This window comes from Streptomyces sp. NPDC001070 (genome assembly GCF_053598835.1).
Genome location: NZ_JBSFLB010000035.1, coordinates 72,221 through 91,901, shown reverse-complemented (window position 1 = coordinate 91,901; position 19,681 = coordinate 72,221). Strand labels below are relative to the sequence as shown.

Genomic DNA, 19,681 nt, shown 5'->3' with positions numbered 1-19,681 from the left:
GCAGCTGACCGAGGAGGTCACCGCCCGCAAGGGCTGACCCCGTCCCGGCACGCCCCGGAGCCCCGCGACGCCCCCACCGGCACCGCGGGGCTCCGTCGTGTCCGTCAGCCTCCGAGGTAGCGCCGCAGCAGCCGTTTGCACTCGGCGATGAGGACGGGATCGCCTTCAGGGTCCTGGCGGAAGGCGAGTCGGAGGACCGCGTCGGCGGACTCGAGGGCGACATGCAGCCGCACGCGGGCGGCGGCCTGGTCGCCGTCGCCGAGCAGCCCGCCGACCAGGAACCAGAGCCGGTCGGCGACAGCCGCGTTGTTCTCCAGCACCGCGTCGAGGAGGTGGACGCTGCGCGGGTCCTCGCGACCGATCGCGCCGAAGTCCACCACACCGAAGCCCGGGACGGAGCGGCGCATCGCGACGTACTCCTCGATCGCCAGGTCCACCATCGCCCCTGTCCGCTGGGGGCGTTCGGCCTCCACCCGGCGGGCGAGCCGGTCGGCGAAGTGCCCCAGGTTCCGTTCGGCCAGCGCGCCCAGCAGCCCGTCGACGCCGGGGAAGAACTGGTACAGCGTCCCGATCGGGACCTCCGCGCGCCGGGCCACCTCCTTGGTGGTGAGCGCCGTGTAGCCGACCTCGTCCAGCAGGTGCGCGCAGGCGTCCAGGATCCGGTCGAAACGTTCCTGGCTGCGCTGCTGCACGGGGCGGCGGCGGAGGGGACCGGACGAGTTCGGGGGTGCCTGCATGGTCCCACTCTGCCGGATCGGGTGTAGGTTGGCGAGGCTCAACATGAGCATTCCTCATGTTCGTCGCAGGTTCCGCAGAGGAGAGGAATCCCGATGTCCCCGCTTCCCGCCTCCTTCAGCTGGGGTGCGTCCACCGCCGCGTACCAGATCGAGGGCGCCGCCACCGAGGACGGCAAGGGGGCGTCCGTGTGGGACACCTTCAGCGCCCGCCCCGGCGCGGTCCGCGACGGCCACACCGGCGAGGTCGCCTGCGACCACTACCACCGCCACGCCGGGGACGTCGCGCTGATGAAGGACCTCGGCCTCGACGCGTACCGCTTCTCGATCTCCTGGCCGCGCGTGCTGCCGGAGGGCAGGGGGCGCGTCGAGCCGCGCGGACTCGGCTTCTACGACCGCCTGGTGGACGAACTGCTCGCGGCCGGCATCACGCCGACGCCGACCCTCTTCCACTGGGACCTCCCGCAGGCGCTGGAGGACGAGGGCGGCTGGCTCAACCGGGACACCGCCCGGCACTTCGCCGAGTACGCGGCCGTCGTCGCGGCGCGCCTCGGCGACCGCGTCACCCGCTGGATCACCCTGAACGAGCCCTTCGTCCACATGGTCTTCGGCTACGCCTTCGGCACCCACGCCCCCGGCCGCGCGCTGATGCTGGAGGCGCTGCCGGTCGCCCACCACCAGTTGCTCGGGCACGGGCTCGCCACCGCCGCGCTGCGCGCGCACGCCCCCGCCCCGGCGCAGGTGCTGATCGCCAACAACTGCACCCCCGTGCGGACGCGCGAGGGCGCCACGGACGCCGACCACGCGGCCGCCGCGGCCTACGACGCCCTGCACAACCGGCTGTTCACCGACCCGCTGCTGCTCGGCGGCTACCCCGACCTGACCCCGTACGGGCTGACCGACCCGACGTGGGGCGGCGTCGTCCGCGAGGGCGACCTCGCGGTCGTCGCCGCGCCCCTGGACGGGCTCGGCGTCAACTACTACAACCCCACCTGGATCGCCGCCCCCTCGGCGGAGGCGGGGCTGCCCTTCGACATCCTCGACCCCGACACGGCCGTCCCCGGCCGGTCGTACCCGCGCACCGCCTTCGGCTGGCCGGTGGTGCCGGACGGGCTCACCGAGCTGCTGACCGGGCTCGACGCGCGGTACGGCGCGGCGCTCCCGCCCGTGTGGATCACCGAGAACGGCTGCTCCCAGCCCGATCTGCCGGCCGCCGACGGCGAGATCCGGGACGAGGCCCGCGTCGACTACCTGCGCACCCACATCGAGGCCGTCGAGACCGCGCACGCCCGGGGCGTCGACGTCCGCGGCTACTTCACCTGGTCGCTGCTGGACAACTTCGAGTGGGCCGAGGGCTACCACCAGCGATTCGGCCTGGTCCACGTCGACTACGCCACCCAGCGGCGCACGCCCAAGGCCTCCTACCACTGGTACCGGGAACGGATCGCCCGGGCGCGCCGCGCGACGCCCTGATTCCCCCGGATCCCTTGGCACCCCGTCCGCCCGACACTACACTCGCGCGAACATGAGATGAACTCATGTTTCTCGGGTGCTCCGGGGGGAACGGCATGCGCCAGACCGGTGAGGACGCTCCGCACACGCCCGACGTCGCGCTGGCCGAGCCGGTCACACGGGTCCGTCCGGCCTGGACCGCCCTGCTCAGCATGGCCACGCTGGCCGTCTTCATGGCCTTCATGACCCCGATCCAGATCCTGCTGCCGCTGCAGCTGGAACACATCGACCCGGCCGGGAAGCATACGGCGCTGTCCTGGGTGACCGGTGTCGGCGCCCTGGTCGCGATGGTCGCCAACCCCCTGGCCGGGGCGCTGTCCGACCGGACGGTCTCGCGCTTCGGGCGCCGCCGGCCGTGGACCGTCGGCGGCGCGCTGGCCGGCGCCGCCGGGCTGCTGGTCACCGCCGCCCAGCACACCGTGCTCGGCGTCGCGCTCGGCTGGTGCCTCGCGCAGGCCGGGCTCAACGCCATGCTCGCCGGAGTCACCACCCCCATCGCCGACCAGGTGCCGGTCGCCCAGCGCGCCGAGGTCTCCGGCTGGACCGGCATCACGCAGTCGCTCGGCCTGGTCATCGGCGCGCTGGTCACCACCACGCTGGTCACCGGGGTCCCCGCCGGCTACGCCACGATCGCGCTGCTGACCGTCGCTCTCGCGCTGCCCTTCGTCCTCCGCTTCGGCGAACCCGCGCTCCCCCGCACGCTCCGCCCCGTCTTCGACCCGCGGCGCCTGGCCTCCGGCCTGTGGGTGAGCCCACGCCGCCACCCGGACTTCGGCTGGGCCTGGCTGACCCGCTTCCTGATCAACCTGGGCAACGCGATGGGCACCCTGTACCTGCTCTACTACCTCACCGACTCGGTCCACCTCGACGACCCCGACACCGGCGTACTGATCCTCACCCTGATCTACACCGTCTGCGCCGCGCTCACCGCCATCCCGGTCGGTGTGCTCTCCGACCGGGCGGGCCGCCGCAAGGACTTCGTCCGGGCCTGCGCCGTCGTGATGGCCCTGGCCGCGGTCCTGCTCGCCTGCGTCCACACCTGGGCCGCGGCCATGGCCGCCGCCGCCGTGCTGGGCGCGGGCTTCGGCATCTACCTCGCCGTGGACCAGGCCCTGGTGACCCAGGTGCTCCCGGCCGCCCAGGACCGCGCCAAGGACCTCGGTGTCATCAACATCGCCAACTCCGGCCCCCAGGTCCTCGCCCCCGCCGTCGCCGCCCCCGTCCTCGCCCATCTCGGCGGCTACACCGGCCTGTACCTCGCGACCGCCCTCGTCACGCTCCTCGGCGGCCTGCTGATCACCAAGGTCCGCGCGGTCCGGTAGGGCGTCTTCGGCGCGGCCGGGTGGGCACTCGGCCGCCGTTCCGCTCCGCGGCGCCGCGGTCCTCCTGGCGGCGGCCACCCGCCCGCTGACGTGGTCCCCGCTCCGACGCCGCAGCGGCGCGCACCTGCTCCCAGGCCCCACCACGCGCGGCCCATGCTCCCGGGGAGTGGGTGGCACGGGACGCCGAGGAGCACGGCGCCCCGGGCCCTAGAAGCGGGTCAGCGGGCTCGGGCCCGTTACGACCAAGGCCCCAGGCCGGCGGCCATCTCGCTGACCCCGGGTCTGGCCCTTGGAGCGGGCGATGGGAATCGAATCCGCGTACCCAGTTTGGGAGAGTGAGGCTCCGGACCGCGCCCCACCTGGGCGGACGGTTGCCTGCGGCAACGCGGCCCCGTCACTGCTGTTCCCGGTGGTTCCCATCGTGTCCCCGCCCGATTCGGCATGTGTGTGGCACGCGCCCCTCGATGCGAACGGCCAGTGCTCTCGCCCATCGTGCCACTCCGCAGTAGGCCCGTCGCAGGGTCTTCGAAGCGGCACGGTAGACTACTACGGGACGGCGTGAGCGGGTGTCGGTGACCGAGAGTAAGGCCTGCATCATTCTGATCAGCTTCTCCCAGGCCCCCAGGCAGTTGCCGGCGGTCCACGAGGTGGGTCCCGGCTCATGGGGCAGCGACGCCTTACGCGCGATGTCCGCCAGACGTTCGTCCAAGGCGTCCGTTACCGGCGTGGCGATCCGGAGTTCCGCGACGATCTCGGGGATTCGATGACCGGTGTCCGGGGCAACTGGGGTACCGGCGATTCCACCGCGTCCACGTAGTACCAGGGCGGCTCCTCGTACGACTCGTAGAGCCTGCCCCGCGTCACCACGCCCTCCGGGGTCGCCACCCAACAGGCGCTGGGCGGGGCTTCCTCCGCCGGAAACAGGATGGCTGTCTCCAATTCGGCGGCCAGTCCAGTGGCGAGGGCGCGCTCCGTGGGCTGACTCGGAACCTCGTCCCGAGCGTAGATGTCCAGCGCCAATGACAAGTCTCCCGACAACTCCGCGTGAGTGCACAAGACCAGGGCGTCCCAGTTGCGCTCGCGCGGACCACCGTCGTCCGCTGCGACATCCACCTCGCCCAGCGGCACGCCCAGGACCATTGCCAGAGCGGCGGCCAGATCATCAAGGTGGGGGCGGTCCACAGTGAGCAGGTTGTAAGTCATCGATCGGTCCTGTGGTAGGTGGCCGAGGCCCGTGGGATGCCTTCCAGGGTCCATGCGCAGCGTGGATTGCCGGAGAACAGCCGGCCCACACCGGTAGAGGATCCCACCCCTTGACTGGGCGCCGCAGATGCTTTACCGCTACCTCCTTCTCGGCCCCGGTTCGCGGCACTGAAGACACGCACTTGGACATGGCCGGGGGTCTGGGCCCTGAGCTTGGGAATCACCGGGCCTTGCGGCCTCGGTCGTGCTCTGACCGGCGTCAACGGCTATCAGGGCAAAGCGTTGAGCTCGCCCCAGCACCCGCCACTGACCGCGGTTTGCCGTCCCCTCGGGCACGCAACGGGCACGGCCACCTTCTGATCCGTAGCTATAGCCGGACCGGTCAACGAGGTTCATACCGGCCGCTTCAGGGGCTCTCTGGAGCACTACTGGTCGGGGCCGGTTGCTGTGGTTGCTGTACTTCCCTGCTGTCTGGCGCGCTTCGCTGCCGTGTTCCGGGCATGAGCCTCACGCCGTAGCCGTCGCTCATAGTCCGCGATCTGCTGGGACATGGGTATGCCGGTCGGTCTCTGAACGAGCCGCTCCTTCTCCCGGTCCACCAAGAAGGGGGCGTTCCCGCCGAGGCTCGGCCGCGTGCCGGCGGGGCGACCGATGTCCTGTCGCGCGCACCAGTAGAACACCCAGCCAAACGAGACGGGTTTGACCATAGCGATCGCAAGGTCCATGTTGATCGCTTCTGCATGCCGCGCGAGCTCGGCCAAAACGAGTTCTCTGGCTTCATCTTCAGTCAGCATCTGCTCAGCGTCTCAGCCCTGTCTGAGGGAAGTCAGCCCCCTTCGGGCCAGCCGCCAGGTCCGTCCGTGCGGATCAGAATTCCGGGGGAGTCTGGATCGACCTTGCCTGTGTAGTTCGGCCAGAAGGCCCGGCGAGTGCGTGGCAGTGGGACCTCCACAAGTTGCCCGTCGTGCATCATCCACAGGCCGAAACATTCATCTTCCTCGTCGTGGATCAGCACCTGCACGGAGTGTGGCGACGGCCAGGGCAGCGACTCAAGGTGTTCCAACAGGCCGATCCATCGGCTCCGTCGCACGAACTCAATGGCCCAGCCGCCGAACATGCCATGTCCTATATCGACGAATTTGCCATCCCACCCACCGCAGTGGTCCAGCCTGGTCAGCGGTTCCATGATTTCTTCTGCGTCGCTGGCCAACACGATGACCTCGGCGAATCTGCTCATGGGGAAGTATCACTGGATACGGGGAAGGATCGGCAACCAAGTTTCGTGCCTGCCAGAACGCGAGTCGGCCTGCGCGAGGGTCCGGGCGCAAGGTCGGTAGCGTCAATGGCGGCGGTTTGAGCCCCGGTTTGGAAGACTGAGGCTGCGGACCCTCATGCCTCTGACACTCGCCGAGCAGGTGCCCGACCGGGATCACGCGGCTGGCGCGGAGGGGCATTGGGTGGCCGCTGCCATGGCGTCGACTCATCACCTCCCACGTGTCGCCGGGCCTGCTGCCGGTGTGTGGCCGCCGTTGTCAGCCTGTCGGCGGCAGGGATCTTCCTGTGGGCCGATCGAGCCGGCCCGGGACAACGTCCGCGATCACCTGACGGACCATTGATGTCTCGCACGTCCTGCGGGGAGGATGGCGGAGATCACCCCGGTAATCCGGAGGAGTCTTCTGTGGCGAGCGCTGGGGCGGCCGAGCTGCTGCTGGGTGGCATAGTCGTATTGGGCGCGTCCGTGCAGTGGCTCACGGGAATGGGGTTCGCACTCATCGCGGTGCCCGCGCTCGTTCTGGTGCTTGGGCCCGCCCAGGGGGTGGTGCTCGCGAATTGCGCGGCCGGCGTCATCAGCGTCGTGGGACTCACCGCGGGCTGGAGGCGGGTGCGAGTCGGCGCAATGGTTCCCTTGGTCATCGCCTCCGCGTGTACCGTGCCCGCGGGTTCCTGGGTGGCCGCCCGACTATCCGAACCCGTACTGCTGGCAGGCGTCGGCGTGCTCGTGACCGCGGCAGTGGTTGTCGTGATGGGAGGCGTGCGCATACGCGCTCTGAGTGGCACGAGGGGAGCAGTGACCGCGGGCGCCGTGGGCGGCTTCATGAATTCCGCGGCCGGTGTGGGCGGGCCACCGTATTCCCTGTACGCGGTGAATGCGGGCTGGCCGGTACGGGAATTCGTACCGAACGCGCAATTCTACGGAATAGTGGTGAACGTGTTCTCGGTCGCCGTCAACGGTGTGCCGAAGCTGAGCGCGACGGCGTGGACGGTGGCCGCGGTCGCGATGGTGGCGGGCGCCCTCATCGGCAGAGCGCTCGCGCCGAGGATGCCGGAGCAGTGGGTCCGGCGGCTCATCCTCGTCCTGGCACTGGCCGGCGGCCTTTCCGTCCTGGCCAAGGGCCTGCAGGGAATGTGATGGCCGCCGCTGGGCCAGCGGTTTTGCACCCCGACCTGCTACGCGCCGCCCCGGCGTAAGCCGGCCGTGTTTCCTGTTCGCCGCCGCAGTTCCCCGTGGCTCCCCGCCCGATCCGGCACGGTTGTGGGACGGGAACTCTTGATCAGTAGCGCCAGGACGCGTCCAGCGGTTCGTTCGGCGACGGCAAGTCCGCGTCAATGCAGATCCACTTGGAAAGGGTGACGGTGGTCGACAGGGCAGGCGAAGATCCGCAGGTCGCCGTACCGCCCTACGATGACTCCGGTCTCAGCGTCGCTGGCCACGGTGAACAGCAGCGTCATCTCCGTGTCGCATGTGCGGCAATGGAAGGCCATGGGATGCGTCAGGTGCCAGGTCGGCCAGCCGCCTAGTTTCCATCCCGCGACACGAGTGATCACATCGCCGCCGTCACCGGTCTTGTCGACCAACTCTTCCAACGCCGGGCGGAGCTCGGGGGGCAGCTCTTCCCGGAAGGGGAAGTCGGTCAGCGACTCACCCGTGACGGTGCACGGCTCGGGGAGGTAACCATCCTCGGCGTGACGTGAGGGCGATGGCGGGGCCACCAGTCTGCTGTCCACGTCAGCGGCCCGGCGCCACCGCAACTCCACGACGGGGCTCACATCAGCCTGTTGAGCGGGGGGATCCCAGTGCTCGTTGGGGCACCACAGAATTTGCAGGAGATCGGCGTCAGCGGGCCACCACGGCCCCGGCACGTCCCGCTTGAAGACCTGGACCACCGGCACCATGGCAGTAGCAGGCAGGCCGACGGGGTTCACTTCGTCGGGCAAGGAGCACACAGGCCACGGTTCGTCACTCGGCCAGAGCAGCGGGCCACCGATGGAACTGTCCCCAGGATTCGGCTCCCCCCGCTCGGGGCGCAGCACGACGGCGTCTCGCGCAAAAGGCGCGAGAGCCGGCAGAGCATCGAGTATCGCTTCGGTCGAAGGTCTCAGCGGGTGCGCCATCGCGCCTCCTCCTCGGCTGGCCACCACAGATCGCTCGTAACGTACAGGCCAGCGGTGACAGACTGCGCGAGCTCTGGCTCCCGCCGGTCGGTGCCTCCCCGCGCAGATCCCCGCTGACCTGCTCGGGGAGGCACGCCCACCGCCCTTCGCCATTACCCCGGACGTAATCGACGCCCCGCGGCGCCCCCGGCAAGGTGGTCGTACCGGGCGGACGGGGTGGCGCACTCCACCCCGTCCGGCCGGGCCAGGACCGGAGACCGAGGAGGACCGTGATGTCGCAGAACCGGTACGAGGCCGCCGTCGCCCGCTACTTCGAGGCGTGGAACAGCACCGCGGACCCGGAGGCGCGGGCGAAGGCCGTGGCCGCCGCGTGGACGGAGGAGGGCACGTACACCGACCCGCTGGCGCAGGCGGGCGGGCACGAGGAGATCGGGGCGCTGATCGGCGGGGTGGGGGAGCGGTTCCCCGGGTTCGTGTTCACGCCGGTGGGGGACGTCGACGGGCACCACGACGTGGCGCGCTTCGCCTGGGAGCTGGGGCCGGCCGGCGCTGAGCCCGGGACGGCGCCGATCGCCGGCTCCGACGTGATCACGCTGGCGGAGGACGGCAGGATCCGGGCGGTCAGCGGCTTCCTGGACCGGCTGCCGGCGGCGTGAGGGATTGAAGGGCGGCGGCGGTCTCCGGGTCGGCGGGGAGGAAGGTCTCGATCGCCAGCTCGGAGACCGTGACGTCCATGGGGGTGTTGAAGGTGGTGGCCGTCGAGATGAAGGACAGCACCCGGCCGCCGTGCTCGATGCGCATCGGCAGCGCGAACGGGAACACCTCGGTGTCGGCGGAGGCGGAGCCGTCCGCGTCGCGACCCTGCGGGACGGGGTAGGAGATCAGCTCCGCGTACAGCGCGCGCAGCGGCCCGTGGCCGCTCATCGCGATCTGTCGCTCGATCCGTTCCAGCAGATGCCCCCGCCATTGGCGGAGGTTGAGGATGCGCGGCGCGATGCCCTCCGGGTGGAGCGTGATGCGCATCGCGTTCAGCGGCGGCCGCAGCAGGTGCGGGGCGACGCCCTCCAGCAGGGCGCCGACGCCCTGGTTGGCGGCGACGACGTCGTACATGCCGTCCAGGACCAGGGCCGGGAACGGGTCGTACGCCGCCAGGAGGCGGTCGAGGCTGTCGCGCAGGGGGTGCATCGCGGGGTCGCGCAGGGGCGTCTCCGGGTAGGCGGGGGCGTACCCGGCGGCGACGAGCAGGGCGTTGCGCTCGCGGACGGGGACGTCGAGGTGCTCGGCGAGCCGCAGGACCATGGCCTGGCTGGGACGGGAACGGCCGGTCTCGATGAAGCTGATGTGCCGCGCCGAGCTGTCCGCCCGCAGGGCGAGTTCGAGCTGGCTGATCCGCCGCCGCTCCCGCCACCCGCGCAACAGCGTCCCCACACCCGCCGTGGTCGTCGTCATGCCCCGACCGTAACCCAGGTGTGGGGCAGGGGCCGGAGCACATCGCGCGCCGGCCCGGCGAACGCTCAACGAGGCTCCGCCGCGGGGGAGTCCTTGACGAGGGAGAGCAGCCGGTAGACCGGGTCGGGGCGGGCCGTGTCCTGCCCGGGCAGCGCGGCGAGGCGCCCGGCGAGCGCCGCGGCGTCCCCGTCGCGAAGCGCGAGCGCGGAGGCGAAGTCGCCCGCGAAGACGCGGGCGGCGAGGTCGCGCGGGGTGCGGCCCTGGCCGTGGCCGGTGAAGCGGGCATCGGCGGCCGGGCGCAGGCCGTGCGCGGCGGCGTGCCGTACCACCCGGTCCTCGGCGTCGTGCGCCTCCTTCGTGCGGTACGGCGCGAGCAACGCGTCGATGTCGCTCCCGACGTCGTGCCCGGCGTCCTTGTCGACCGTGGTGACCAGCACCCCGCCGGGGCGCAGCACCCGCGCGCACTCGGCGATCACCGCGGGGGCGCCCGGCAGCAGATGCAGCACCCACACCGCCGTCACCGCGTCCAGCGAGCCCGTCGCGAACGGCAACCGGTGCGCGTTGCCCAGTACGATCCCCGGGCCCACCCGGTCCGCGGCGAGCCGCGCCATGGCCAGGGCCGCGTCGACGCCGAGCACGCGCAGCCCGGGGCGCGTCAACCGCGCCGTCACCAGCCCGGTGCCGCAGCCGATGTCGAGCACCGTGCCGGCCCGCCCCGGTATCAGCCCCAGCACCGCGGCGGCCGCCGCGTCGGCCCGGGGGACGCCTCCGCGAGTGGCGTCGTAGATCGCGGCCTGCTTCTCGTAGTCCAGCACGCTCGTAGGCTAGCCGCCCCGCCATCTACCGGGCGGTGACCAACTGCCCCTACTCTCACGCTGTTTCCGCGACCGAGCCCCACCGACTCCAGGAGAGCCCGTGAGACACGGCAGAGCCGCCGCCGCTTGCGCCTTCGTCCTGCTCCTCGTCTCGTCCGCCACCGCCGCCGGCACCGGATCCGCCGGCGCGACCCCCGCGGGCGCCGCCGCGGTCCCCCAACTGCGGCTGGTCACCGGCAACGTCATGATGCTGCCGCGCAGCCTCTACCCCAACTGGGGCCAGCTCCAGCGCGCCGACCTGGTGGCCGCCTCGGGCTACACGCAGGGCGCGGACGTCCTCGTCTTCCAAGAGGCGTTCGACAACGGGGCCTCGGACCGGCTCCAGGCCAACCTCAGGGGCCGCTACCCCTACCAGACCCCGGTGCTCGGCCGTTCCAAGTCCGGCTGGGACCGCACGGAGGGCGCGTACAGCTCGCTCACGCCCGAGGACGGCGGTGTCACGATCCTCAGCAAGTGGCCGATCCTGGAGAAGGTCCAGCACGTGTACGGCGACGCGTGCGGCGCGGACTGGTTCTCCAACAAGGGCTTCGTGTACGTCGTCCTCGACGTGAACGGCACCCGGGTCCACGTCGTCGGCACCCACACCCAGGCCGACGACTCCGCCTGCGGCAACGGTGAGGCCGCGAGTGTCCGCTCGGCCCAGAACCGTGAGATCGACGCCTTCCTCGACGCCCGGGCCATCCCCGCCGCCGAGCCGGTGATCATCGCGGGCGACCTCAACACCGACGTCTCCGGCGCCGAGCACGCCCGCATGCTCGCCGACCTCGACGCCGCCGCCCCCGATGCCGACCCGGGGCCGGCCGCCAGCTTCGACCCCGCCACCAACTCGGTCGCCCGCGACCGCTACCCCGACGACCCCGCACAGCGTCTCGACTACGCCCTCCTGCGCAACGGCCACGCCCGCCCGGCCCGCTGGGACAACCGCGTCGTCGACGAGCACTCGCCGCGGTGGTCGGTCACCAGCTGGGGCACCACCTACACGTACGACGACTACTCGGACCACTACCCGGTCGTCGCCGGCGACGTGTGACCGCCTGCGGCGGCGTTCTCCGCGGCCGGGCATCCCGGGTCGTCGGCTCAGGAGTGGTAAAGGGCGTCGATCTCGCGAGTGTACGCCTTCTCTATCGCCCTTCTCTTCAGCTTGAGCGAAGGCGTGAGCAGCCCGCCCTCCTCGGAGAACTGTCCGGCCAGGATGCGGAAGGTCCTGATCGACTCGGCCTGGGAGACGAGCGTGTTGGCGGCGACGACCGCCCGCCGGATCTCCGTCTCCAGGTCGGGGTCGTGGATCAGCTTGGCGATCGGCAGCTGCGGCTTGGCCCGCATCGTCAGCCAGTGCCCGACGCCCTCGGGGTCCAGGGTGATCAAGGCCCCGATGAAGGGCCGGTCGTTGCCGACCACGACGCACTGCGAGACCAGCGGGTGGGAGCGCACCCGGTCCTCCAGCACCACCGGCGAGACGGACTTGCCGCCGCTGGTCACCAGGATCTCCTTCTTCCGCCCGGTGATCGTCAGATAGCCGTCCTCGTCCAGCGAACCGAGGTCACCGGTGGCCAGCCAGCCGTCGTGCAGGACCTCAGCGGTGGCCTTGGGGTTGTTGAGGTACTCGCTGAAGACCTGGCCGCCGTACACCCAGATCTCGCCGTCGTCGGCGATGTGGACCGTCGTGCCGGGGATGGGCACGCCCACCGTGCCGAAACGCGTCTGCTCGGGCGGGTTGGCGACCGCGGCGGCGGTGGTCTCGGTGAGCCCGTACCCCTCGAAGATCCGCACGCCCGCGCCGTCGAAGAACAGTCCCAGCTGCCGGTCCATCGCGGAACCGCCGGAGAAGGCGTGCCGGACCTTGCCGCCGAGGGCGGCGCGCACCTTGCCGTAGACCAGCTTCTCGTACAACTGGTGCTGCATGCGCAGCGAGGCGCTGGGGCCGGGGCCGGTGCCGAAGGCCCGCGCCTCCATCGCCTCGGCGTGCCGCACCGCGACGTCGACGGCCTTCTCGAAGGGTCCGAGCTTGCCCCCGACCTCGGCCTTGCGGCGGGCGCCCTGGAAGACCTTCTCGAAGACGTACGGGACGGCGAGCACGAACGTCGGCTTGAAGGAGGCCATCGCCGGGAGCAGTTCGGCCGCGGCCAGGTTCGGCTGGTGGCCGAGGCGCACCCTGGCGCGGACGGCCGCGACCTCGACCATGCGCCCGAAGACGTGGGCGAGCGGCAGGAAGAGCAGGGTGGAGGCCTCGTCGCCCGGCTTGCTGTGGAAGACCGGCTCGTACCGGGCGACGACGTTGTCCGCCTCGGCCATGAAGTTCCCGTGAGTGATCACGCACCCCTTGGGGCGGCCGGTGGTGCCCGAGGTGTAGATGATCGTCGCCGTCGCGGCCGGGGTGACCGCCTCGCGGTAGCGGTGCACCAGGTCGTCGTCGACGCCGACGCCGTGCGCGGCCAGCTCGGACAGCGCGTCGGAGTCCAGCTGCCACAGCCGGGTGAGATGGGGGAGTTCGTCGACGACCGCGCCCACCGTCATCGCGTGGTCCTCGTGCTCGACCACGCAGGCGACCGCCTCGGAGTCGTGCAGCATCCACCGGACCTGGTCCGAGGACGAAGTGGGGTAGATGGGCACGGGCTGGGCGCCGATGGTCCACAGCGCGTAGTCCAGCACCGTCCACTCGTACCGCGTGCGGGACATCAGGCCGACCCGGTCGCCGAAGCGTACGCCGTGGGCGATCAGGCCCTTGGCCACCGCGACGACCTCGTCACGGAACCGGGCGGCCGTGACGTCCTCCCAGAGCGTGCCGTCCGCCCCGGTGCGGCGGCTCAGGACGATCCGGTCCGGCTCTTCGTCGGCATTGGCGAACACGGCGTCCGCCAGACCACCGACCTGGGGTGCCGTCACCAGTGGGGGAATGGTGAACTCGCGCAACGTCGCTCCTCGACCGCATGGGCGGTCACAGAACGTACCTGATACCACGCGCGTAGGGGAGAGGCGTGACAATCAGCTGTGAAGACCCGCATGGATTCCCTCGCACCCCCGTGACGAGCCGGTTCCCGGTTACCGCAAGGAACATGGCGCCTGAAGGCGGTTTCCGGGCGGACCGGCGTCCGCCCGGAGTCTGCACCAAATCCCCTCGTGGGGATCACCGCCGCTCTACAGCGCCCACGGGCTCGGGGGCCGCCGCCGGGGCCGATAAGCCGGGCCGCCCCCGCCCGAGCCCCCGAGCCCGGCACGGTGGTCCTCGGCCCCGAGGACGAGGCCCTCATCGCCGCCCTCGGCCGCGACGGCCGGGCGACCTACCCCGAACTGCACCGGGCCACGGGAGTCCCCCGTCAAGCGGCGGCTGGAGCAACTGCGCGGCTCGGGCGTGCTCTGCACCGACGTGCAGCTGGACACGACGTGGATCGGCCACACCACCCGGGCCGTGTTCTGGATCCCCACGGCGCCCTCCGCGCTCTCCTTGGTCGGTCTGGCACTGGCCGCCCACCGCCAGACCGCCTACGTCGCCGCGACCACCGGCTCGCCCGACCTCGTCGCCGTCGTCATCTGCCGCGACACCCCCGAGACGTACCGCTACCTGAACGAGCAGGTCGGCGCCCTCGACGGGGTGCGCCACGCGGAGACCGTCCCGTTGCTGCGCCTGGTCAAGCAGATCACGACCGAAGTGATCCGCTGAGGATCGCCGCCGCCAGGGCATCCGCCGCCTCCTGCGCCGCGGGCCGCCGCCGGCCGTGCAGCAGCACGAAGTCGACGCCGCCGAGCTCCGGCAGCCCCGCGCGGGCCGGGACCCGCACCAGGCCCGGCGGGATCAGCCCCTCGGCGTGCGCCATCACCCCGAGCCCGGCGCGCGCCGCGGCGATCAGCCCGCTCAGCGAGCCGCTGGTGCACGCGATGCGCCACGCGCGGCCGTGCCGCTCCATGACCTCCAGGGCCCGGGCCCGGGTGATCGCCGGGGCCGGGTAGAGGATCAGCGGGACGGGCCGCCGGTCCTCGGGGCGGTAGCGCTCACCGGCGATCCACACCAGCCGGTCGCTCCACACCAGTTGGCCGTGGGTGTCCCCGGCGGCGCGCTTGCCCAGCATCAGGTCCAGCCGTCCGGCGGCCAGCCGGCGGTGCAAGGTGGCCGACAGCTCCACCGTCAGCTCCAGGTCGACCTCGGGGTGGTCGCGCCGGAAGCCCTCCAGGATCTCCGGCAGCCGGGTCAGGACGAAGTCCTCCGACGCGCCCAGGCGCAGCCTGCCGCGCAGGCGGGTGCCCGCGAACCATCCCGCGGCCCGCTCGTTCGCCTCCAGGATCGTCCGGGCGAAGCCGAGCATGGCCTCGCCGTCCTCGGTCAGTTCGACACTGTGCGTGTCACGGGTGAAGAACCGCCGTCCGGCCGCCTCCTCCAGCTTGCGCACATGCTGGCTCACGGTCGACTGGCGCAGGCCCAGCCGGCGGCCCGCCTGCGTGAAGCTCAGCGTCCGCGCGACGGCGACAAAACTCCGCAGCTGTACCGGATCGAACACGGGCCCAGCCTAGCGGGGCTCATCGCGTTTCGTGATGACAGTCAGTGCGGCCAAAGTCATTTACGATCGCCGGGTCACCGGGCACTCTGGAGAGGGCCCCGTCCAGCACCGATGAGGAACACCATGCGCCGCCTGCGTTACCCGTCATGGCTCCCTGTGGACCCGTACATCGCGGCGCTCCTCGGCACCGTCCTCCTCGCGGCGCTGCTGCCCGCCCGGGACGCCGGCGCCCAGGTCGCGGGCGGCGCGTCCACCGCGGCGGTGGCCCTGCTCTTCTTCCTCTACGGCGTACGCCTGTCGACCCGCGAGGCGATGGACGGACTGCGCCACTGGCGCCTCCACCTCACCGTCCTGGCGTCCACCTTCGCCGTCTTCCCACTGCTCGGCCTCGCCTCGGCGGGCCTGGTGCCGTACCTCCTGACCCCCGAGCTCCACACCGGCCTGCTCTTCCTGTGTCTGGTGCCCTCGACCATCCAGTCCTCGATCGCCTTCACCTCGGTCGCCCGCGGCAATGTGGCGGCGGCCATCTGCGCGGGCTCCTTCTCCAGCCTCGCCGGGCTCGTCCTCACCCCGCTGCTGGCCGCGCTGCTCCTCGGGGGCAGCGGCGCGGGCTTCTCGGCGGACGCGGTGCTCGGCATCGTGCTGCAGTTGCTGGTGCCCTTCGTGGCGGGTCAGCTGCTGCGGCGCTGGATCGGCGGCTACGTCACCCGCCGCAAGAAGGCGCTCGGCCTGGTCGACCGCGGATCGATCCTGCTGGTCGTCTACGCCGCGTTCAGCGAGGGCGTGGTGCGCGGCATCTGGCACCAGGTCACGCCCCTGCGCCTGCTCGGCCTGCTGCTCGCGGAGGCTCTGCTGCTGGCCGCGATGCTCGGCATCACCTCGTACGGGTCGCGCAGGCTCGGCTTCCCCCGGGCGGACCGGGTGACCGTCGTCTTCGCCGGGTCGAAGAAGAGCCTGGCCGCCGGACTGCCCATGGCCTCCGTGCTGTTCGGCGCCCAGGCCGGGCTGATGGTGCTGCCGCTGATGCTCTTCCACCAGATGCAGCTGATGGTGTGCGCGGTCCTCGCCAAGCGCTGGGCGCGCCGGGCGGAGGCCGCGGAGCCGGCCGGTGCGACGGAGCCCGCCGCGGCACGGCCCGCCGTGCGGGCGCGGGAGGCCGTCCCCGTCAGGAGGTGAGCCCCCCGGCCGCCGCGGAAGCCGTTCAGCGCAGCGCGTCCACCACGAGGACCGCCAGCGCCATCGCCAGGAACAGCGCGTACGCCGTCAGGGCCCGCCCCCGGTCACCGGCCCGCAGCTGACGGAGGAGTACCCAGCCGAAGATCCCGGCTTCGAGTGCGGCCCCGGCGGCGCCCAGCGCCGGGCGCCACAGCCCGGCGACCACCGCGACGGCGCCGAGCGTGTGCAGTGTCCCGAGCAGGGTGAGCACCCACAGGTGCCGTCCCTGGAGCACCCCGAGCCGGGTCAGCTCGTCGAGCCGCGTCAACCCCGGCCGGGCACGGGTCAGCTGGGCGATCGCCGAGGGGACGACCTCCAGCAGCAGGAGGACGGTCAGCGCGACGGCGAGTGCGAACACCCGCACATTCTGCCGTACGTTCGAACGGCGGTCAGTCCTCGCGGCAGATGACGAATCCCGGGTAGGGGTGCCGCCCGGGCCGGTCGCCGATCTCCTCGATCGCCCGGCGCACGTCGCGGAGCTGGGCCACGGTCATCTCCAGCGGCGGCTCGTCGGGCTGGTGGACGGTGCGGATCGGGTAGTCCACGCCCGGTTCGCGGGTCATCTCGATGTGGCAGCCCAGCACATGTGTGACCGGCCGCTCCTCGGCGAAGGCGATCAGCCGGTCGACGGTGCGTCGGAAGGCGGCCCAGTCCTCGACGTACAGCCGGCCCGGGTAGACGGTGTCGCCGGTCAGCAGGAAGCCCGTCGCGGGGTCGTAGTAGGTGACGGCCGACGCGTGGTGCCCGGGGGTGGCGAGGCACTCCAGGACCCGCCCGCCCAGGTCGAGGCGTGCCACACGGTCGGGGTCCCGGGTGAAGCCGAGGAAGTCCCAGGCGCTGTCCCGGTCGGCCGCGACGACGACGGTGTCCGGACGGCCGGCGAACTGCGCGTCGCCCGCGACATGGTCGCCGTGGGCGTGGGTGTGCAGCACGAGCAGCTCGTAGCCCTCCCGCTGCAGGGCGGGCGGCCGCAATTCGAACAGCTCGTCCACCACCTCCCGCAGCGGGAAGAACTCCTCCTCCCGCGTGGCCCCGGTGTCGAGGAGCACGGCCCGGTCGTCCCCGAAGAGCAGGAAGAGGAACGGCGCCTCGTAGTGGACCGCCTTGTTCTGCCGCAGGATGAAGGTGCGGTCGTCGTACTCGAACACCTGGATGTCGGGGTCGGTGTTGTGCTTGGCCGACGGCGACCCGTGGATCCAGCGCACGTCGAGCGGCTCCGGCGCCCGAGGGGCGGGTGCGTTCATGGCGGCTCTTCCTCCTGCGGGGAGTCGTGGCGCCGGTCGGCCCGGCCGGCGGCGGTGGCGTACAGCCCGGTGCAAGGACTCGCGGTGGACTGGTGCACGGCAGCGCCCGTGACGATCCGGCCGTCCCGGGCGCGGGCCGCCGCCGTGGCGGTGCCCCCGCGCGGGGCGCGGGAGCCGCGGGCGGCGGCCCCGAAGAGTGTCCGGCCGGCTGTGGAGGTGCTGGTGTGCCTGGTCATCGTCCCTGCTCCGCCCCGCCGGGCGGCGCGGGCATCGTTTTGTGCGTCCCACCGCTGGGGAGGGACACTGTCCACGTGACCTCAGAGGCAACGGTGACGACGTTCATCCACCATATCGGCGTCTTCGCCTCGGACCACGACGCCAGTCGGGCCTTCTACACCGCGGCGTTGAAGCCGCTGGGCATCGGCGTCGGGTACGAGGACGACGGCGTCGCCGAGTACTGGCACCCGGACCGCGACACCCCCTCCCTCTCGCTCGAGCGGGCCGGCGGCGAACCCACCCGCGGGGCCCACATCGCCTTCACGGCCGCCGACCGGGCGGCGGTGGAGGCCTTCCACGCCGCCGCGGTGGCGGCCGGGGGGACCTCGCGGCACGCCCCGCGGCACCGGCCCGAGTACCGCGCTTACTGCGCATTCGTCAGCGATCCCGACGGCAACAACATCGAGGCCGTCCACAAGGAGGTGGCTTCCTGATGGCTCCGCGCCTCGTGCTCGTCCGGCACGGCCAGACCGAGTGGTCCCAGAGCGGCCAGCACACCGGGCGGACCGACATCCCGCTCACCGAGGAGGGACGGGAGGCGGCCCGGCTGCTGGGCAAGCGCCTGTCCCGCGCCCCCTGGCACGACTTCCCCGGCGCCCGGCTCCGCACCAGCCCGCTCCAGCGGGCCCGCGAGACCTGTGAACTGGCCGGGTTCGGCGACCGCGCGCAGGTCTGGGACACGCTGCGGGAGTGGGACTACGGGGAGTACGAGGGCCGTACCTCGCCGGAGATCCGCGAGGAGCGGCCCGGCTGGGTGATCTGGCGCGACGGCGTCGTCGGCGGCGAGACCTCGTGGCAGGTCGCCAACCGCGCCGACGAGGTCGTGGCCTGGGTCAAGGAGGAGGACAGCGACTGCGTCGTCTTCGCCCACGGCCACTTCCTGCGCACCCTGGCCGCCCGCTGGCTCCGTCTCGACCCGATGCGCGGCATGGTGCTGAGCCTGGCCCCGGCCTCCCTGTCGATCCTGGGCTGGGAGTACGGCGACCCCGCGATCACCCTCTGGAACGACACCGCCCACCTGCAGTGACGCGATGACGCTCAGCGCGCCCACGGCGGGCTGATCCGCGACCCGTCGGCGAGCACCGCCTCCAGGCCGACCCCGGTGGTCACCCATACGGCGGCGGGCTCGCCGCCCGGGTTCTCCAGGGCGAGGGAGGAGCCGGCGGGCGCGGTGGCGACATCGCCGGGGGACAGGTCGTGGGTCTCGCCGTCGATGGTGAGGCGCGGCGCGCCGGACAGGACGAGGAAGACCTCCTCACGGGTGATGGTGTGCGCGGGGCCTGCGGTCCCCGCGGGCACCTCGCCGCGCCACGCGCACAGTTCCCGGCTGCCGGTGGCGGTGGAGGCGTACGAGACGAAGCGGACGCCGTGCAGGTCGTGGACGACGGCGTCGGCGGAACGGATGACAGGCATGGGACTCCTCTTCCGTGATAGGCAAGCAACTTGAGCAAGTTGCTTGCCCATATGGTCAAGTCGCTTGCGCAATGTGTCAAGGTGGGCCGTATGAAGGACGAGGAGGCCCTGGCCGTCGCCCTGGGCGTCAACCTGCTCGCCGCGGCCGGCGCCCTCACCGCCGCCATCCACGACGGCGTGGTCGCGCGCGGCTTCGACGACCTCCGCCCCGCCCACGGATTCGCCTTCGCCCGGATGTCGGCGGGCGGCGCGACCGTCACCGAACTCGCCGGGCACCTCGGGGTGACCCGCCAGGCGGCCGGCCAACTCGTCGACGAACTCGTGGCCAAGGGCTACGCCGAACGCCGGCCCCACCCGGACGACGCCCGGGCCCGGCTGGTCGTCCTCACCGAACGCGGCAAGGCCTGCACCCGCGCCGCCGAGGAGGCCGCCGCCGAGGCCGTACGACCCTGGGCCGACGCCCTCGGCGCGGACCGGCTGCGCGCCCTCTGCGCGGACCTCGGCCGGCTCGCCCCGGGCGGCCCGGTCCGCCCGGCGTGGTAGGCGGGGCCGCGG

General features: G+C 72.0%; 23 protein-coding genes. 10 read left to right on the top strand and 13 right to left on the bottom strand.

Annotation, left to right across the window (positions count from 1 at the left end):
* Nucleotides 1-104: 104 nt before the first annotated feature.
* Nucleotides 105-737 (bottom strand): TetR family transcriptional regulator, encoded by a 633-nt coding sequence (locus ACWDAS_RS33925; RefSeq protein WP_450398573.1) that lies wholly within the window; start codon nt 735-737, stop codon nt 105-107.
* 93 nt (nt 738-830) lie between these two features.
* Here ACWDAS_RS33925 and ACWDAS_RS33920 point away from each other — a divergent pair, with 93 nt between their 5' ends.
* Both ACWDAS_RS33920 and ACWDAS_RS33915 read left to right on the top strand, forming a co-directional pair.
* Nucleotides 831-2,207 carry a GH1 family beta-glucosidase gene (locus ACWDAS_RS33920; protein ID WP_450398571.1) on the top strand — a complete coding sequence of 459 codons (1,377 nt, stop codon included), beginning with the start codon at nt 831-833 and terminating at the stop codon, nt 2,205-2,207.
* A 95-nt stretch (nt 2,208-2,302) separates the two neighbouring features.
* Nucleotides 2,303-3,568 carry an MFS transporter gene (locus ACWDAS_RS33915; RefSeq protein WP_450398569.1) on the top strand — a complete coding sequence of 422 codons (1,266 nt, stop codon included), beginning with the start codon at nt 2,303-2,305 and terminating at the stop codon, nt 3,566-3,568.
* Between the two features lie 717 nt (nt 3,569-4,285).
* Here ACWDAS_RS33915 and ACWDAS_RS33910 read toward each other — a convergent pair.
* The 3 genes from ACWDAS_RS33910 to ACWDAS_RS33900 all read right to left on the bottom strand — a co-directional run bounded on the left by ACWDAS_RS33910 (nt 4,286) and on the right by ACWDAS_RS33900 (nt 6,008).
* Entirely contained in the window at nt 4,286-4,771 is a 486-nt protein-coding gene (locus tag ACWDAS_RS33910; protein WP_450398568.1) for a hypothetical protein, read from the bottom strand.
* A gap of 425 nt (nt 4,772-5,196) precedes the next feature.
* The gene (locus ACWDAS_RS33905) at nt 5,197-5,565 is read right to left on the bottom strand and encodes a hypothetical protein (protein WP_450398566.1); all 369 of its coding nucleotides are present in this window, start codon (nt 5,563-5,565) and stop codon (nt 5,197-5,199) included.
* Nucleotides 5,566-5,597: 32 nt separating this feature from the next.
* Complete coding sequence (locus tag ACWDAS_RS33900; protein ID WP_450398565.1) at nt 5,598-6,008, bottom strand: hypothetical protein; 411 nt, start codon at nt 6,006-6,008, stop codon at nt 5,598-5,600.
* A gap of 441 nt (nt 6,009-6,449) precedes the next feature.
* Between ACWDAS_RS33900 and ACWDAS_RS33895 the strand changes: the two genes are divergently transcribed.
* Nucleotides 6,450-7,181: a sulfite exporter TauE/SafE family protein gene (locus ACWDAS_RS33895; protein WP_450398564.1), complete on the top strand. Its 732-nt coding sequence runs from the start codon at nt 6,450-6,452 to the stop codon at nt 7,179-7,181.
* A gap of 194 nt (nt 7,182-7,375) precedes the next feature.
* Here the strand turns inward: ACWDAS_RS33895 and ACWDAS_RS33890 are convergent, their stop codons facing one another.
* Complete coding sequence (locus tag ACWDAS_RS33890; protein WP_450398562.1) at nt 7,376-8,164, bottom strand: hypothetical protein; 789 nt, start codon at nt 8,162-8,164, stop codon at nt 7,376-7,378.
* 272 nt (nt 8,165-8,436) lie between these two features.
* On the opposite strand from ACWDAS_RS33890, the gene ACWDAS_RS33885 reads away from it, so the two are divergent.
* A complete protein-coding gene (locus tag ACWDAS_RS33885) occupies nt 8,437-8,820 on the top strand; it encodes a nuclear transport factor 2 family protein (protein WP_450398561.1) in 384 nt (127 codons plus the stop codon).
* Here the strand turns inward: ACWDAS_RS33885 and ACWDAS_RS33880 are convergent.
* Together ACWDAS_RS33880 and ACWDAS_RS33875 are read right to left on the bottom strand one after the other, a co-directional pair.
* Entirely contained in the window at nt 8,786-9,613 is an 828-nt protein-coding gene (locus tag ACWDAS_RS33880) for a helix-turn-helix domain-containing protein (protein WP_450398559.1), read from the bottom strand. The two genes, ACWDAS_RS33885 and ACWDAS_RS33880, sit on opposite strands and share 35 nt — an antisense overlap.
* Nucleotides 9,614-9,678: 65 nt before the next feature.
* Nucleotides 9,679-10,428: a class I SAM-dependent methyltransferase gene (locus ACWDAS_RS33875; RefSeq protein WP_450398557.1), complete on the bottom strand. Its 750-nt coding sequence runs from the start codon at nt 10,426-10,428 to the stop codon at nt 9,679-9,681.
* A gap of 100 nt (nt 10,429-10,528) precedes the next feature.
* Between ACWDAS_RS33875 and sph the strand changes: the two genes are divergently transcribed.
* Nucleotides 10,529-11,518: a sphingomyelin phosphodiesterase gene (gene sph / locus ACWDAS_RS33870; protein WP_450398556.1), complete on the top strand. Its 990-nt coding sequence runs from the start codon at nt 10,529-10,531 to the stop codon at nt 11,516-11,518.
* A gap of 47 nt (nt 11,519-11,565) precedes the next feature.
* Here sph and ACWDAS_RS33865 read toward each other — a convergent pair whose 3' ends face one another.
* Entirely contained in the window at nt 11,566-13,398 is a 1,833-nt protein-coding gene (locus ACWDAS_RS33865; protein ID WP_450398554.1) for an AMP-dependent synthetase/ligase, read from the bottom strand.
* 454 nt (nt 13,399-13,852) lie between these two features.
* On the opposite strand from ACWDAS_RS33865, the gene ACWDAS_RS33860 reads away from it, so the two are divergent.
* The gene (locus tag ACWDAS_RS33860; protein ID WP_450398552.1) at nt 13,853-14,146 is read left to right on the top strand and encodes an Lrp/AsnC ligand binding domain-containing protein; all 294 of its coding nucleotides are present in this window, start codon (nt 13,853-13,855) and stop codon (nt 14,144-14,146) included.
* Here ACWDAS_RS33860 and ACWDAS_RS33855 read toward each other — a convergent pair.
* Nucleotides 14,124-14,978 carry a LysR substrate-binding domain-containing protein gene (locus ACWDAS_RS33855; RefSeq protein WP_450398550.1) on the bottom strand — a complete coding sequence of 285 codons (855 nt, stop codon included), beginning with the start codon at nt 14,976-14,978 and terminating at the stop codon, nt 14,124-14,126. The genes ACWDAS_RS33860 and ACWDAS_RS33855 overlap by 23 nt on opposite strands.
* Nucleotides 14,979-15,101: 123 nt before the next feature.
* Between ACWDAS_RS33855 and ACWDAS_RS33850 the strand changes: the two genes are divergently transcribed.
* The gene (locus ACWDAS_RS33850; protein ID WP_450398548.1) at nt 15,102-16,154 is read left to right on the top strand and encodes a bile acid:sodium symporter family protein; all 1,053 of its coding nucleotides are present in this window, start codon (nt 15,102-15,104) and stop codon (nt 16,152-16,154) included.
* 25 nt (nt 16,155-16,179) lie between these two features.
* Here the strand turns inward: ACWDAS_RS33850 and ACWDAS_RS33845 are convergent, their stop codons facing one another.
* Genes ACWDAS_RS33845 through ACWDAS_RS33835 form a run of 3 tightly spaced genes read right to left on the bottom strand, consistent with a single transcriptional unit; the run spans nt 16,180 to nt 17,673 of the window.
* Complete coding sequence (locus ACWDAS_RS33845; protein ID WP_450398547.1) at nt 16,180-16,551, bottom strand: DoxX family protein; 372 nt, start codon at nt 16,549-16,551, stop codon at nt 16,180-16,182.
* A gap of 31 nt (nt 16,552-16,582) precedes the next feature.
* Nucleotides 16,583-17,437: an MBL fold metallo-hydrolase gene (locus tag ACWDAS_RS33840; RefSeq protein ID WP_450398545.1), complete on the bottom strand. Its 855-nt coding sequence runs from the start codon at nt 17,435-17,437 to the stop codon at nt 16,583-16,585.
* The gene (locus tag ACWDAS_RS33835) at nt 17,434-17,673 is read right to left on the bottom strand and encodes a hypothetical protein (protein WP_450398543.1); all 240 of its coding nucleotides are present in this window, start codon (nt 17,671-17,673) and stop codon (nt 17,434-17,436) included. Before ACWDAS_RS33835 ends, ACWDAS_RS33840 begins: the two co-directional genes overlap by 4 nt.
* A gap of 75 nt (nt 17,674-17,748) precedes the next feature.
* On the opposite strand from ACWDAS_RS33835, the gene ACWDAS_RS33830 reads away from it, so the two are divergent.
* Both ACWDAS_RS33830 and ACWDAS_RS33825 read left to right on the top strand, forming a co-directional pair.
* Nucleotides 17,749-18,147 carry a VOC family protein gene (locus tag ACWDAS_RS33830; protein WP_450398542.1) on the top strand — a complete coding sequence of 133 codons (399 nt, stop codon included), beginning with the start codon at nt 17,749-17,751 and terminating at the stop codon, nt 18,145-18,147.
* Nucleotides 18,147-18,740, top strand: coding sequence for a histidine phosphatase family protein (locus ACWDAS_RS33825; protein ID WP_450398540.1), 594 nt, complete (start codon nt 18,147-18,149; stop codon nt 18,738-18,740). The genes ACWDAS_RS33830 and ACWDAS_RS33825 overlap by 1 nt, the downstream gene beginning before the upstream one ends.
* 11 nt (nt 18,741-18,751) lie before the next feature.
* On the opposite strand, the gene ACWDAS_RS33820 is transcribed toward ACWDAS_RS33825, so the two are convergent.
* Nucleotides 18,752-19,126, bottom strand: a complete 375-nt coding sequence (locus ACWDAS_RS33820; protein ID WP_450398538.1) for a cupin domain-containing protein — start codon at nt 19,124-19,126, stop codon at nt 18,752-18,754.
* A gap of 90 nt (nt 19,127-19,216) precedes the next feature.
* On the opposite strand from ACWDAS_RS33820, the gene ACWDAS_RS33815 reads away from it, so the two are divergent.
* A complete protein-coding gene (locus ACWDAS_RS33815) occupies nt 19,217-19,669 on the top strand; it encodes a MarR family winged helix-turn-helix transcriptional regulator (RefSeq protein ID WP_450398536.1) in 453 nt (150 codons plus the stop codon).
* Nucleotides 19,670-19,681: the final 12 nt, after the last annotated feature.